The organism is Carnobacterium mobile DSM 4848, from assembly GCF_000744825.1.
In the GTDB taxonomy this organism is placed as follows: domain Bacteria; phylum Bacillota; class Bacilli; order Lactobacillales; family Carnobacteriaceae; genus Carnobacterium_A; species Carnobacterium_A mobile.
On the sequence record NZ_JQMR01000001.1, the window covers coordinates 946,501 to 961,171 of the forward strand.

Annotated in this window: 12 protein-coding genes; 1 reads left to right on the forward strand and 11 read right to left on the reverse strand. The window is 36.3% G+C overall.

What is annotated here, in order from left to right; translation table 11 throughout:
- The first annotated feature begins 486 nt into the window (after window positions 1-486).
- Window positions 487-1,833 (forward strand): hemolysin family protein, encoded by a 1,347-nt coding sequence (locus BR87_RS04285; protein ID WP_035029130.1) that lies wholly within the window; start codon window positions 487-489, stop codon window positions 1,831-1,833.
- 110 nt (window positions 1,834-1,943) lie between these two features.
- Here BR87_RS04285 and BR87_RS04290 read toward each other — a convergent pair whose 3' ends face one another.
- The 11 genes from BR87_RS04290 to ruvB all read right to left on the reverse strand — a co-directional run bounded on the left by BR87_RS04290 (window position 1,944) and on the right by ruvB (window position 14,665).
- Complete coding sequence (locus BR87_RS04290; protein ID WP_035029133.1) at window positions 1,944-2,909, reverse strand: DHH family phosphoesterase; 966 nt, start codon at window positions 2,907-2,909, stop codon at window positions 1,944-1,946.
- A gap of 18 nt (window positions 2,910-2,927) precedes the next feature.
- The gene (locus BR87_RS04295; RefSeq protein WP_035029136.1) at window positions 2,928-4,259 is read right to left on the reverse strand and encodes a DRTGG domain-containing protein; all 1,332 of its coding nucleotides are present in this window, start codon (window positions 4,257-4,259) and stop codon (window positions 2,928-2,930) included.
- Between the two features lie 27 nt (window positions 4,260-4,286).
- A complete protein-coding gene (locus BR87_RS04300) occupies window positions 4,287-4,967 on the reverse strand; it encodes a metal-dependent hydrolase (RefSeq protein ID WP_035029138.1) in 681 nt (226 codons plus the stop codon).
- Window positions 4,968-5,075: 108 nt separating this feature from the next.
- Window positions 5,076-6,203, reverse strand: a complete 1,128-nt coding sequence (gene dinB, locus BR87_RS04305; RefSeq protein WP_035029141.1) for a DNA polymerase IV — start codon at window positions 6,201-6,203, stop codon at window positions 5,076-5,078.
- 130 nt (window positions 6,204-6,333) lie between these two features.
- Window positions 6,334-6,981 carry a metal-dependent transcriptional regulator gene (locus BR87_RS04310; RefSeq protein ID WP_035029144.1) on the reverse strand — a complete coding sequence of 216 codons (648 nt, stop codon included), beginning with the start codon at window positions 6,979-6,981 and terminating at the stop codon, window positions 6,334-6,336.
- A gap of 162 nt (window positions 6,982-7,143) precedes the next feature.
- Window positions 7,144-9,771 (reverse strand): bifunctional acetaldehyde-CoA/alcohol dehydrogenase, encoded by a 2,628-nt coding sequence (gene adhE / locus BR87_RS04315; protein ID WP_035029147.1) that lies wholly within the window; start codon window positions 9,769-9,771, stop codon window positions 7,144-7,146.
- A 257-nt stretch (window positions 9,772-10,028) separates the two neighbouring features.
- Window positions 10,029-10,310 (reverse strand): post-transcriptional regulator, encoded by a 282-nt coding sequence (locus BR87_RS04320; protein ID WP_035029149.1) that lies wholly within the window; start codon window positions 10,308-10,310, stop codon window positions 10,029-10,031.
- A 206-nt stretch (window positions 10,311-10,516) separates the two neighbouring features.
- Complete coding sequence (gene yajC, locus BR87_RS04325; RefSeq protein ID WP_035029152.1) at window positions 10,517-10,840, reverse strand: preprotein translocase subunit YajC; 324 nt, start codon at window positions 10,838-10,840, stop codon at window positions 10,517-10,519.
- A gap of 92 nt (window positions 10,841-10,932) precedes the next feature.
- Window positions 10,933-12,078, reverse strand: coding sequence for a tRNA guanosine(34) transglycosylase Tgt (gene tgt, locus BR87_RS04330; protein WP_035029155.1), 1,146 nt, complete (start codon window positions 12,076-12,078; stop codon window positions 10,933-10,935).
- A gap of 531 nt (window positions 12,079-12,609) precedes the next feature.
- Window positions 12,610-13,641: a tRNA preQ1(34) S-adenosylmethionine ribosyltransferase-isomerase QueA gene (gene queA, locus BR87_RS04335; protein ID WP_035029158.1), complete on the reverse strand. Its 1,032-nt coding sequence runs from the start codon at window positions 13,639-13,641 to the stop codon at window positions 12,610-12,612.
- A 13-nt stretch (window positions 13,642-13,654) separates the two neighbouring features.
- A complete protein-coding gene (gene ruvB / locus BR87_RS04340) occupies window positions 13,655-14,665 on the reverse strand; it encodes a Holliday junction branch migration DNA helicase RuvB (RefSeq protein ID WP_035029160.1) in 1,011 nt (336 codons plus the stop codon).
- Between the last annotated feature and the right edge of the window lie 6 nt (window positions 14,666-14,671).

A 14,671-nucleotide genomic window follows, 5' to 3' on the forward strand; every position in this document is an offset into this window, starting at 1 on the left:
TTTATTAAGACATCCTTTATATTTACTATTTAATTGTCTGCTTCTTCAGCAGTAGAAGTATATCAAAAGTTGGCTATTATCACTATCCTACTTAAGTAGGATAGTGATAATAGCTAAACCAGCGATAGATTTTTATTAATTCATAAAAAAAATGTTTTTTGCTTTATCATTTTACCATATTAAGGTAAAGTAAACCTATAAGTCTTTTTTAAATTGCCTGTACTGGCTATAGAGAATCAGTCACACTAAAAAGACAAGTATCAACCTAATCAAACTAAAAAAGAGGTGAGCATCTTTGGGACAGAAAATAGAATACAAACAGTAACTGATCAAAAGAAAGTAAATAATATCTATCCACTTTCTTTTGATTTGTTTTATCTTTTCCCCCTTAAGAAATTCACTGTAACAAAACGAAAATCCATTCAAATTTATTTTTACAACCTTATAAGGAGGTGAAGCTTACGTTTTGTTAACGTAAGCAGCCATTTGTCAATAACTACCGGTATGATTTTATTTTTTGTTATTTTATTTGTTGCAGCTTTGTTTGTTATGTCTGAGTTTGTTCTAGTACGTATTCGTCCTTCTCGTCTAGACTTTTTAATCGAAAACGGCAATCAAAAAGCCCGACTACTAAAAACAATGACCCAAAGATTAGATACTTATTTATCGGCTACTCAACTTGGAGTTACCGTTACGTCTCTTGCCATTGGGTGGTTAGGCAGTCCAACTTTTGGGCGTTTATTTGATTCACTTTTCTCCGACATTCGTCTTCCTGCATCTGTTTCAAAAATCGCTTCTGTAGTACTCTCTTTTATTATTCTAACTTTCATTCAAGTGATTATAGGCGAATTAGTACCAAAAAATATTGCCATCAATAATACAGAAAAAATTGGGTTGCTTATTGCTAGACCTTTACAATTTTGGTTCCGCATCATGTATCCAATTGTTTTTATTTTAAATAAATTAGCTAATTCTATCTCACATGCAATTGGAGTTCCCACTAAAAGCGAATTTGGAGAAGGTGTCTCCGAAGAAGAATTACGAATTATTATGGGAGAAAGTTTAAAGAGCGGTGAAATCAATCGCGATGAGTTTCAATTCGTTGAAAATGTCTTTGCTTTTGATGATCGAATGAGCCGTGAAATCATGGTACCCCGAACGGAAATGATTACTGTTTCAACGGATATGTCTTTAAAAGAGATCAGTCAGTTAGTCAGTGAAGAACGCTATACTCGTTATCCAGTAATCCAAGACGGCGATAAAGATATCATTCTAGGCACATTAAACACAAAAGAAATCTTTGCCGCTTATGTGGATGCTGTAGAAGCTGGTCAGCCTGAATCATTTGATTTTTCTAACTATATTCGTCCTATTATTCGCGTTATCGAAACGATTCCTATTAAAGAACTGTTAGTAAAAATGCAAAAAGAACGGAATCAGATTGCTATTTTAGTCGATGAATATGGCGGAACCAGCGGTATGCTTTCAATGGAAGATATTGTAGAAGAAATCGTTGGAGACATCAGTGATGATTATGAAAGTATTGATGAACCCGAAATGAAGAAAATCGGAGAAAATCATTATCGTGTCAGTGCAAGAATGCTGGTTGATGAGATCAATGAACTTTTTGGTCTTTCCATTGAAGAAGAAAATGTGGATACCATCGGCGGCTGGATGCTAAATGAAAAATACGATATTGCTGAAGGCGAGACGCTTACTGCGGGTGACTATTCTTTTACCGTTATAAAATCCGGTAATAGTACTATAGAAGTCATCGATATTTTTAAACTCAATCCTGTTCAAGAAAATGATGAGCCTGAAGAAACAAAGTAACTGATTCAAAGTAAAAAAAGTAAACGCCAATTCTGCTTTTTGGAACACGTTCTAGAATAAACATTCGGATATGCAAAAGGGGTTAGGACTGTTGTCCTAACCCTTTTTTTCTATTCCTCTTTGTTTCCCCATAATTGAGCTGCTTCTGTCAGCTCTGCTACGATTTGACTAATTTCTTTTTCATCTTTTGCATTTGCCCCACTGGCTAAAGGATGTCCGCCGCCATGGTGAAGTTTTGCTATTTCATTGATGACAGGCCCTTTTGATCTTAAACGGCATCTAAAGTAACCTTCTGGTTGTTCAACAAAAATTCCCCAAACTAAAATTCCTTCGATTGTCCCAGGAATGGAGACGATTGAAGATGTTTCCGTATCGGTTACCCCAAACTGCTCCATAATTTCTTTAGTCAGCATCACTTTAGCTACCCCACTTGCCGAAACTGCAATATTTTGCAATACATAGCCAGTTAACTGGGCAACTCTTTTCGAGATCACATTCATTTGGTTGTTAACTTCAGTAGGGACAAAATCATAACCCATCAGCATAGCTGCTATTTGCATGGTATGTGCAGTAGTTGCAGGATATAAAAAACGTCCTGTATCTCCCACGATTCCAGCATACAGTAAACGAGCCGCTTCATCTGATAACGTTAACTGGTCTTGGTTAGCTAAATAAAAATCAGCAATAATTTCACTGCAGCTGCTGGCTTCGATGTTTACCAACAGCAAATCACCATATGCATCATCATTAGGGTGATGATCTATTTTAATCAGTTTGGCACCTTGATCATAGCGTTCATCGCTGATTCTAGGACGATTTGCAGTATCTGTTACAATCACCAAGGCTCCTTGATAATCTTCATCAAGAACGGTATCCATTGTTGTCAAAAAAGCTAAGTCGCCAACTGGGCCTCCTGCTTTTAATATTTTTTTATCCGGAAAACTTGCCTTTAGAATTTCAACAAGTCCTCCTTGCGAACCAAGTGCGTCGGGATCAGGCCGCATATGGCGATGAACAATGATCGTCTCGTGCTGCATAATAATTTCTAAAATTTCTTGATAAGGAAAACGTGCCATATAACTTACCTACTCCTTTTAATTTCTTTGCAACATTTGACAAATAACAATAGCTTTCGCGACTAAAACATTTTCCACGTAAACTTCAATGTCAAATTTTGATGACCGTCTACCAATTTCAAAAACTTTTGGTTTTATTTCTAAAATACTCTCTAATTGAATCATTTTAAAATAATGTAAATCCATTTGCTCGATCAGCGCGTTTCGTTTTTGATAAAGCAATAAGGAACGTTTCGCACAACTCGTAACAATTTCACTCAAGACACCAAAAGAAATGGTGCCTACTGAATCAGTCATCTGTGGAGTGACATTGAATTTATATGCAGGAATACCTGACTCTACATCTGCCGATTCTTTATTACTTAATACGATTTGTTCTTCAATTTGATCAGCAATGGTGTCTCCAACTTGAGGTTGACGTTGGGCAGATTGCATGGCTTTCATCACATCTTGTCTGGAAATAATGCCCATCAACGTCATATTATCCTCTACTACAGGCATGACTTCTAATTCATCCCAAATCATCAGGTGTCCAACACTGGCTACACTCATATGTGTCTTTACCAGAGTTGGGTCTTTTGTCATCACACGCTCGATACTTAACTGATCTGCTTTTCCAATCATATCTTTAGCTGCAACGATTCCAACTAAACGCATATTTTTACTGACAACCGGGAAACGAGTATGTCCGCTTTTTTCATTTAATTTACGATAATCCAGTACGGTGTCTTCTACGTTCAGGTACATCGTTTGTTCAAGTTTCGTATAAATATCGCCCACTAAAATAATGTCTTTTTTAATGAGTTGGTCAGTCATAGCTCGGTTGATCATAGTGGCTACAGTAAATGTATCATAAGTTGTGCTCATCAAAGGCAAGGCTAGGTCATTCGCTAATTTAACAATTTCATCACTTGTATCAAGCCCGCCAGTAACTAAAACAGCTGCTCCATTTTTTAAAGCTAGCTTTTGCACGCTTTCGCGGTTGCCGACGATCATCAATGAACCTGGTGTAATATACCGGATCATGGCATTTTCTGTCATTGCTCCGATAATAAATTTATTTAATATATTAGTTAAACCTTTCTCGCCGCCTAATATATCTCCTTCAATGATTTTTATAATTTCGCCATAACTAAGAGTCTCTATACTTTCTTTCATTTTCCGTTCAATACGGATCGTTCCTACTCTTTGGATGGTTGAAACTAGCCCACTGTTTTGCGCGTCTTTGATTGCACGGTATGCTGTTCCTTCACTGACACGCAAGTTTTTAGCAATCAATCGAACAGAAATCTTTTCTCCAACGGGTAGTGTTTCTATATAAGCCAATATTTGATCGTGCTTCGTGGTCATGAATTAACCTCCAAAAATCTTTTACTTCTAAAGTTCTAAAACTTCTCCTATTTCTAAAGCTTTTCCTTGGTTTCCAGGCAGTCCTTGACAAAAAGACTGAGGGTCTTGTTCTATTAATGGAAACGTATTGTAATGAATGGGTACAACAGTTTCAGCATTCAAATAAGAAGCAGCTATCGTTGCATCTTCCGGCCCCATTGTGAAATTGTCTCCGATTGGCAGAAAGGCAATATCAAGCGGTCTATATGCGCCAATGAGCTGCATATCAGAAAACAGAGCTGTGTCTCCTGCATGATAAAGCGTTTTTCCATCTGCATGAAAAATAATACCAGCGGCTAAACCAAGTGTTGTTTCTTTTCCATCTATCTCATAAGATGAGCCATGGATAGCAGGAGTCATTTTGATTTCACCAAAATCAAAACTATGCTTTCCTCCCATTTGCATCCCATGAGTTTTTAAATCTTTTGTTTTAAAGAAGTCAGCTATTTCAACATTGGCTACGATTAATGCTCCTGTTCTACGAGCAATCGCTTCTGTATCGCCAATATGATCAGCATGTGCATGAGTGATGATAATGGCATCTGCTGCTACAGTCTCTGGATTTAAATCACTTTTTGCATTTCCTGTAATAAACGGGTCAATTAAAATTGTATATCCTGTATTTGTCAAAACCTGCACACATGATTGTCCATGCCATGATATCTTCATTATTAAACTCCCCTTTCATTATAACACAAGAAAAAATCTGTATTAGTATCTTTATTATACCTTTGTAAAAAATAGAATGCAATTTAGCTTGTTTATTTTTAATATGGATTAATGCTCATTGTCCCAAAGAGGCAAAACGATATTCTCAAATGACAAAGGGTCAAGGGTTGTGACCGTTATCCCCAATAGTCTTACCCCTTTTTGAAGGTTGCCGATTTCATCCCAAATATTTTGAGTATGAAAAAACAGCTCTTCCGCATCTCGAAGATAATGCGGCAAAGTTAATCGTTTGGTGACCGTTTCGAAATCTGAGTACCGAATTTTTAAAACTACGGTTTTGCCATGTTTTTGTTCTTTAAGTAAAGAACGTTCAACTTTTCTAGCTAAAAAACGCAATTCTGCTGTTACTTCATTTTCAGTAGTAAGATTTCTTCTATATGTGTTTTCCCGTCCCACAGATTTCCTTTCTCGGCTTACGCGAACAGGAGAATCATCTATACCTCTAACTTTTCTGTAAAGCGAATAGCCCATTTTCCCAAAAGAATGAATTAATTCCATTTCATTCATCTGGTATAGATCTTCTCCATTAAAAACATTTAATTCGTGCATGCGTTCTACTGTCTTCTTACCAACTCCATAATACTTTTCAATTGGCAGCTTTCTTAAAAAATCTAGCGCTTCTTCCGGAGGGATAACCGTGACGCCAGCTGGCTTTTTATAATCAGAAGCTAATTTAGCAATGAATTTATTGTATGAAACACCTGCAGAACAAGTTAAATGGACACTTTCCCAGACCTCTTTTTGAATAGCATAAGCAATATGTGTGGCACTTTTGATCCCTTTTTTATTTTCAGTTACATCTAAATAAGCTTCATCTAAAGATAACGGTTCGATCGTATCGGTATACTGCTTAAAAACCTCTCTGACTTTTTTTGAAACTTCACGGTACAACTCATAGTTTCCTGGAATAAACACGCCTTTTGGGCACAATTCATAAGCTTTTTGTGCGCTCATTGCAGAATGAACGCCATACGTTCGAGCAACATAATTTGCAGTAGCGACTACCCCTTTGCCATTTGTTAACTTAGGATGATTGGCAATAATAATAGGCTGTCCCTTTAATTCCGGATGTTCTCTTTCTTCGACTGAAGCGAAGAAGGCGTCCATATCAATATGAATAATTTTTCTTGAAGTATCTCTGACCGGCTCATCAAATTGGACTACTCCAAATTCCACCTTCTCCACCCCCTTTTTTCTCTATTATAATTATACGCGAACGTATATTCTTATACAAGATTTGTTCATCTTATCCTTTGGTACTATTTTTTTTTTAGACAAAAAAGGACATCCCTAAGGGTGTCCTTTTCTATAAAGCTTGAACATATACGCTAGAAGCTGCCTTAAAACTAATCTGAAACTGCTTATTCTCTTTTTCCATTACAATAGACCCTTCATAAGCTCCCACTTCCACAATCGTATAAACATCATTTATTTGAATCCCGATAGACACTAAATAATCTAATAATTCTCTTTCATCCGCTACTCGTTTAATTCTAACTTTTTGATTTACTGGTTGTTCAGTTAAAGTCGGTAATTGCGGTTCTTTTAAAACGCCATTTTTATCAGGAATCATTCCTCCATGAGGACATATTTTAGGATAATTTAAGTAACCTTCTAGCCGATTGGTTAATTCCACTGAAGAAACATGTTCTAATACTTCTGCTTCTGCATGGACCTCGTTCCAAGAATAACCTAAGTGTTCGACTAAAAAGACTTCCCATAAACGATGTTTTCGGATAAGGGTACTAGCTTTCCGCAAACCTTCTGCTGTAAGTTGCACACCTTGATAAGGAACTCGCTCAATAAATCCTTCTTTTAATAATTTAGACATCATTTCACTGACAGATGCTGCCGAAACTGCTAATCTTTCTACAATCTCTTTATTGTTTATTTTTTTATCTGTTCCGCCAAGTTCATAAATGATTTTTAAATAGTCTTCTTTATTGGGTGTCATTCTCTTCACCTGCTTTTTATTTTTAGGTCTGCCTAACTCTATTAATTATATCTATTTTACTTACAAAAAGCAATTCTCTCATATTTTTTTAAGGTTTGTTTAAAAAAATATAAAAAGAGCAGCTGAAATCCGCTGCTCTTTTACAGAATTTATGATGTGGAACTATTCTCCTTCATAGGCTTCAATAATGATTTGACGCAACTCGGTAATCAAAGGTTGTTTTGGATTAGCTGTGGTACATTGATCTAAGAACGCTAATTCAGCCATATGGTCAACCGTTGCATCTATTACTTCTTGTGTCACTCCTTGAGCTTTCAAACTCATTTCAATACCGACATCTTTTCCTAGTTTAACGATTTCAGCAATAAATGATTCTACCAACTCTTCGGTTGTGGTACCCTCGAATCCCATGAAGCGAGCAATTTCAGCATAATCTTCGTCTGCACGGAAATACTCATACTTAGGAAATAAAGCATGTTTTGAAGGATCTTTCGCATTATAGCGGATAACATGAGGCAGTAAGATGGCATTTGTCCGGCCATGAGGAATATTGTATTCCCCTCCTATTTTATGGGCTATCGAATGATTGATTCCTAAAAACGCATTAGCAAAAGCCATACCAGCTAAGGTAGATGCATTGTGCATTTTTTCACGTGATTCTTCATTCGCATAGGCATAAGAATCTCTCAAGTTTTCAAACACCAATTTAATCGCTTGTAAACTCAATCCTTTTGTATAATCGCTTGCCATCACAGAAACATAAGATTCAATTGCATGAGTCAATACATCCATCCCCGTATCTGCGGTCACTGATTTAGGAACACTCATGACAAATTGCGGATCAATAATCGCAACATTCGGTGTTAGAGCATAATCAGCCAACGGATATTTCACATGGGTTTCACTATCCGTAATTACCGCAAAAGGAGTAACTTCTGAACCGGTCCCAGAAGTCGTTGGAATGCAAACAAATTGTGTTTTTTCTAAAGTCGGGATCTTATACGTCCGTTTCCGAATATCTAAGAATTTTTGTTTGGCTCCAAAAAATTCTGTTTCTGGTTTTTCGTAAAACAACCACATGCCTTTTGCAGCATCCATCGCCGAACCGCCGCCGATCGCAATGACTGTATCTGGCTGAAATTGGAACATGGCTTCTGTTCCTGCCATGACCGTATTGGTTGATGGATTTGGTTCAACATTTGAAAACACTTCAACTTGTACAGGATTCTTACGTTTATAGAGCTCATTGATAATTTTATCAGCATAACCAAATTCTACCATCCCGGGATCGCAAACTAGGAAAACTCTTTCCATATTCTCCATTTCTTGTAAATAATGAATCGAATTCTTTTCGAAGTAAATTTTTGAAGGTAATTTAAACCATTGCATATTATTTCTCCGTTTCGCAATTGTTTTGATATTCAATAAATTAATAGTGGAGACGTTTTTTGATACTGAATTTTTACCATATGAGCCACAACCTAATGTCAAAGAAGGAATCATATTATTGTAGAGATCTCCTATACCGCCTTGTGCTGTTGGTGAATTTACTAAAATACGGCAAGCCTTCATTTTTTCACCATATTCTCTAGCCAATTCATCATTCATCGTATGAATGGCAGCAGAATGTCCTAACCCGCCTAGTTCCAACATTTTCTGTGCTAATACAAACCCTTGCTCAGTCGATTCTGCTTTTAACATGGCTAATACTGGTGAAAGTTTTTCACGCGATAAAGGATAATCTTCTCCAACTCCAGCTAATTCAGCCACAATTATTTTTGTTTCTTTAGGAATTTGAATTCCTGCAAGTTCAGCGATTCTCCAAGCTGGTTGACCTACAACAGTTGGATTGACAGCTGTTTTGTCTTGATTCATCACTGCTTCTTCTAATTTCTCTATTTCTTCAGGTTTTACAAAATAAACTTGATGCTTTTCAAATTCTGATTTTACTGCCCCATAAATTTCTTGATCTACAATGACAGCTTGTTCAGAAGCACAAATCATTCCATTATCAAATGATTTAGAAGCAATGATATCATTGACTGCTCGCTTGATCTTGGCAGACTTTTCAATATAGCTCGGTACATTTCCTGGTCCTACTCCTAATGCAGGTTTTCCTGTAGAATACGCTGCTTTAACCATACCAGAACCACCAGTAGCTAACACAATAGCAATGTCAGGATGATTCATTAATGCATTCGTAGCTTCTAGTGAAGGTTGTTTTATCCATTGAATACAATCTTTAGGAGCACCTGCTTTAACAGCGGCTTCTAAAACAATTTGTGCAGCAGCTTCTGAACAAGCTTGTGCGCTTGGATGAAAAGCGAAGATAATAGGATTTCTTGTTTTGATGGAAATCAACGCTTTAAATAAAGTCGTTGATGTCGGATTTGTCACGGGAGTTACTCCACAGACTATCCCTACTGGTGTAGCGACTTCAATTAACTGTGTTTGATCATCATCACTGATTATTCCAACTGTCTTATTATCTTTAATTGAATTCCAAATAGATTCTGTTGAAAACATATTTTTAATACATTTGTCTTCATAAATACCACGGCCAGTTTCTTCAACAGCCATTTTCGCCAATTTCATATGGTCATTTAACCCTGCTAAAGCCATTTGGTGGACAATGTGATCAATTTTTTCTTGATCAAAACTTTCTAATACAGCTAAAGCCGTTTTTCCCTTACGCGTCATTTCATTGATTTGAGATTGGACGGTTTCTTTTTGTACCTTCTCTTTTTTTTCATGTGTTCGTTGTTTTTCTATCGTTTTTGTAGAAGTCATTTTGATTCCTCCTGTTTCAATTGTTATTAATTTCACAATATAAGCATAAACTACTTTTACAAAAAAGTAAACACATATATGAAAGTTTATTCAAAAAATATTTACCCTTATATAAAATGCTTTAAAAACAACGTTAACCTCTATTTTTTTGTTTAAAAAAAGGAAACAGCTCTTTTATTATTAAAAAATACTATTTGTTAAATAAATCACAAATTTAATAAAAAAAAGAAAAGGTTTTTCGCCTCTTCTTTTTTATATTAAAATAAATCAAATATTTCCATCTCTTCTAAGGAGACAGCAGGAGAAACCAGCGCTTCAATAGAGGCAAAATCTAAATAATTATTTGGCGTTAAACTCATTATTTCTTGAATTTGTTGATAATAATGAGCAGGTACAGATTTTTTCCAACAAAAAGAAATCAAATAATGCCATAAATCTGCCTGAGAAATTTGTTGATATCCTAGCAATTGAAATTCTTTAATTTTTAAATTTAACCATGGCTCAATTTTCTCAAACTGAGGGATTGAATGTTCTTCCAAATCAAACACTCCTATACTCCAGAAAAGGAAATCTTTGAGACTAAGACAAACTAATCATAAAAGGAAAATTTCAATTGACTCCATACCGTACTTCATTCCTTTTATACATTATAAGAAAATCGATCACTTTGTTCTCAGTTTCAAGAGAAAAAACAAAAGAAAAGATAGTTTATCTTCTCTTTTGCTTATTGAATCGTTAAATTTTATTATTCTACTTCATTTGAATCTTCAGTTATTGTTTCAGTCGGTCCAACTGACGCTGCAGATGCTACATCTTTAATACGTGCAATTGCTCGTCTTTCGAACGTCAGAAAAATGCCTTCACAATCTAAAACAACTGTTTTATTGGTATCGTTAATTTCATCAACGATGCCATGTAATCCGCCGATTGTGACCACACCATCACCTTTTTTCATTGAATCCAACATATTTTTAGTTTTATCAGCAGCTTTTTTTTGCGGTCTGATCATCATAAAATACATTAATACCATGATAGCAGCAAATGGTAAAATGCTTAAAATAAATTCCATTTCTTCACTCCATTCTTTTCCGGGTTGATTTCTTCTTCATTATTAACTGTACCAAAACTTAGGAGCTAGTACCACTTAATTTTTCATTAAATTTAGAAATTTCTAGCATTTGGCTTATTATAGCCATATTCTTCAAAAAAGTTTTCTCTAAATTCAAGCAGATTGTCATCCATAATAGCCTGTCTGACGTTTTTCATCACATTTAATAAGAAATAAAGATTATGGTAACTGGTTAAACGCAACCCAAAAGTCTCATCTGTTTTAATCAAATGACGGATATAAGCACGTGAGTAATTTTTACAGGTATAACAATTACATTTTGCATCAAGAGGACCAAAGTCACGCTCGTATTTTGCATTTTTAATCACGACTCGTCCTTGGCTCGTCATACACGTTCCATTACGCGCGATTCGAGTCGGCAGCACACAATCAAACATGTCTACTCCACGTATCACTCCATCAATCAATGAATCAGCTGTACCTACTCCCATTAAGTAACGGGGTTTGTTTTCTGGGATCAATGGTGTTGTGTATTCAAGGACTTCATTCATCAAGTGTTTAGGCTCTCCAACAGATAATCCGCCGATTGAATATCCAGGAAAATCCATCGAAACCAAATCTTTCGCACTTTGTTCACGTAATTCTTTATATCCTGCTCCTTGAATGATGCCAAACAAGCCTTGTTGTTGCGGATTTGCATGAGCTTTTAAGCCGCGTTCTGCCCAGCGGCTTGTACGCTCGACAGATTTTTTAACGTAATCAAAGCTTTCATCAAAAGGTGCACATTCATCAAAACTCATCATAATATCCGGACCTAATTTGTTTTGAATAGCGATAGCCTTCTCTGGAGAAAGAAACATTTTTGAACCATTTAAGTGGTTTCTAAAATGAACCCCTTTTTCTTCGATTTGGCGTAAATCACTAAGAGAGAATACTTGGAATCCGCCAGAATCTGTTAAGATCCCTTTGTCCCAATTCATAAACTTATGCAGCCCGCCAGCTTCCTCAACGATGTCTTCTCCTGGTCTTAACCATAAATGATAGGTGTTACTTAAAATGATATTCGCACCCATAGATTCAAGCTCTTCAGGTGCAATACTTTTAACAGTTGCTAACGTACCGACTGGCATGAACATAGGTGTCGGAAAAGTTCCATGAGGAGTAATAATTTCTCCCAAACGAGCTCCAGTATGTTTTTCTTTTTTTATTAAGCGGTATTTGATTGCCGGTTCTGACATAATAATTTTCCTACTTTCATTTAACTTTGCGTGAGAATTTTAATTTTATACTTCACTGTTATACTTCACTGATTATACTGTTTTTTTTTATTTTGGCAACTTAAGTCAAAACAATAAGCATATTGTTTGTAAGCGATAACTTTCTATGCTATATTATGAGTGTAAAGAGAGATGCTCGTATGAGTGAACGATAGAATTTCTTAGTTGTTTAGTTTCAAAGAAACAATAAACACAACATCCTGTTTTTGAATTACCAGTTTCACCATTCATTAAGTAACACAGTGTAAAGTGAGCAAAATCATGGAAAAGCCTTTTGTTAGGATGATGAGCTAAAGCTTAAATGAACGTACGAATAAAGTAGAATGAACCGCATGTCGTTTTTAAAGAGATTCAGTAACCACTATTTACCTTTAAACAATAAACAGTTCACTCATACCTCTCTTAAAACAAAAGAGAAGTTGGCAGTTAGTTAGCCGGCTTCTCTTTTTATTGTCCAAACAGTCCTTTTTAAAGAGAGTTCATGGTTCATTTTTATTTTACAAACATGGCATCGCCAAAACTAAAGAACCGATAGTTTTCTTTTACTGCATGCGCATAAGCAGCTAAAACTTGATCTTTTCCTGCAAAAGCACTGACTAACATCACTAACGTTGATTTAGGCAAATGAAAATTAGTTGTAAAGGCATCTACTACTTTAAATTGGTATCCCGGTGAGATGAAAATACTGGTCCAACCGCTGTCTGCCTTAATTTCACCATCAAATTTAGTTCCAATGGTTTCGAGTGTGCGAATAGAAGTTGTTCCTACTGCTACAATTTTTCCGCCTGCAGCCTTTACATCATTTAGTTCAGCTGCGGCTTCTTTTGTCAGCCGATAAAATTCTGAATGCATTTCGTGATTTTCAATATTTTCGACACTCACAGGACGAAAAGTACCCAGTCCCACATGTAGAGTCAAGAAAACCAAACGAACTCCTTTTGCTTTGATCTGTTCCAGTAATTCTTCTGTAAAGTGAAGGCCAGCCGTCGGAGCTGCAGCAGAGCCGTTTTCTTTTGCATAAACCGTTTGATAGCGATTTTTATCTTCTAAACGTTCTTTAATATAAGGCGGCAAAGGCATTTCACCTAAAGATTCTAAAACTTCTAAAAAAATGCCTTCATAAGAAAAATCAATGATCCGTCCTCCATGATCTAATTCCTCTTTTACAATTGCTTTTAAACGGCCATCGCCAAAGTGGATCTCTGTTCCCACTTTTGCCCGTTTAGCAGGCTTAACCAATGTTTCCCATTGATCCTCAGTTGTATTTTTTAATAATAAGACTTCTACGTGTCCACCGGTTTCTGGCTTCGTGCCATAAAGACGAGCTGGCAAAACACGTGTATCATTCATCACTAATGCATCTCCGGCTTCCAATTCATCTAAAATAGCCGGAAAATGTTTATCTTCAATATTTCCTGTTTCTTTATCCAAAACTAGTAACTTTGAACTGGAGCGGTTTTCTAATGGAGTTTGGGCAATCAACTCCTCCGGTAATTCAAAATCAAAATCATTTGTTGATAACATAACTAAACGCTCCTTATTGATTATTAATAGGGTAACCTAAATGTTCGAAACCTAATTGTGTAACAATTCTACCACGTGGCGTTCGTTGAATAAAGCCCATTTGCAATAAGTAAGGTTCGACCATGTCTTCAATTGTCTCAATTTCTTCTCCAATGTTTGCAGCTATCGTTGACAAGCCTACCGGTCCCCCATTATAAACTTCAATCATTGTTCGGACTAACTTTTGATCGACAAAATCCAAGCCTCTTTGATCAACTCGCAACATCGTTAAAGCAGCGTCCGCTACTTTTTTATCAACGACTCCATTCGATTGAACTTGAGCATAGTCTCTCACTCGTTTCAACAGACGATTAGCTACCCTTGGTGTTCCTCTTGAACGTCTGGCAATTTCTAAAGCACCATTATCATGGATTTCTGTTTGAAAAATTTCAGCAGACCGAATCACAATATCGCTTAAATCGGTTACGTTGTAATACTCCATATGAGAAACAATACCAAAACGATCACGCAAAGGGGCTGATAACATACCAGCACGCGTAGTTGCGCCTACCAAAGTAAAGGGCGGCAAAGGGAAATGGACGGGATGAGCTGTCGGTCCTTGTCCCACAATGATATCCACAAAATAATCTTCCATAGCCGAATACAACATTTCCTCTACCATACGGGGCATTCTGTGGATTTCATCAATAAAAAGGATATCTCCAGCTTCTAATTCATTTAAAAGTGCAACTAAATCACCAGCTTTTTCAATAGCTGGACCACTTGTAGTTCGAATATTCACACCCATTTCATTCGCAATGACCATTGCCATTGTTGTTTTCCCCAGTCCAGGCGGTCCATATAATAAAACATGATCCAATGCCTCTTCTCGACTTTTAGCAGCCGTAATGTAAATGCCTAATTCCAATTTTAATTTTGTTTGTCCTATATACTGGCTTAATAATTGAGGTCTCAGCGACTTTTCAATAGACATTTCCTCTAAACTATCACTTTCCCCTGAAATAATCCGTTCTTCAGCAGTCAACCTTAT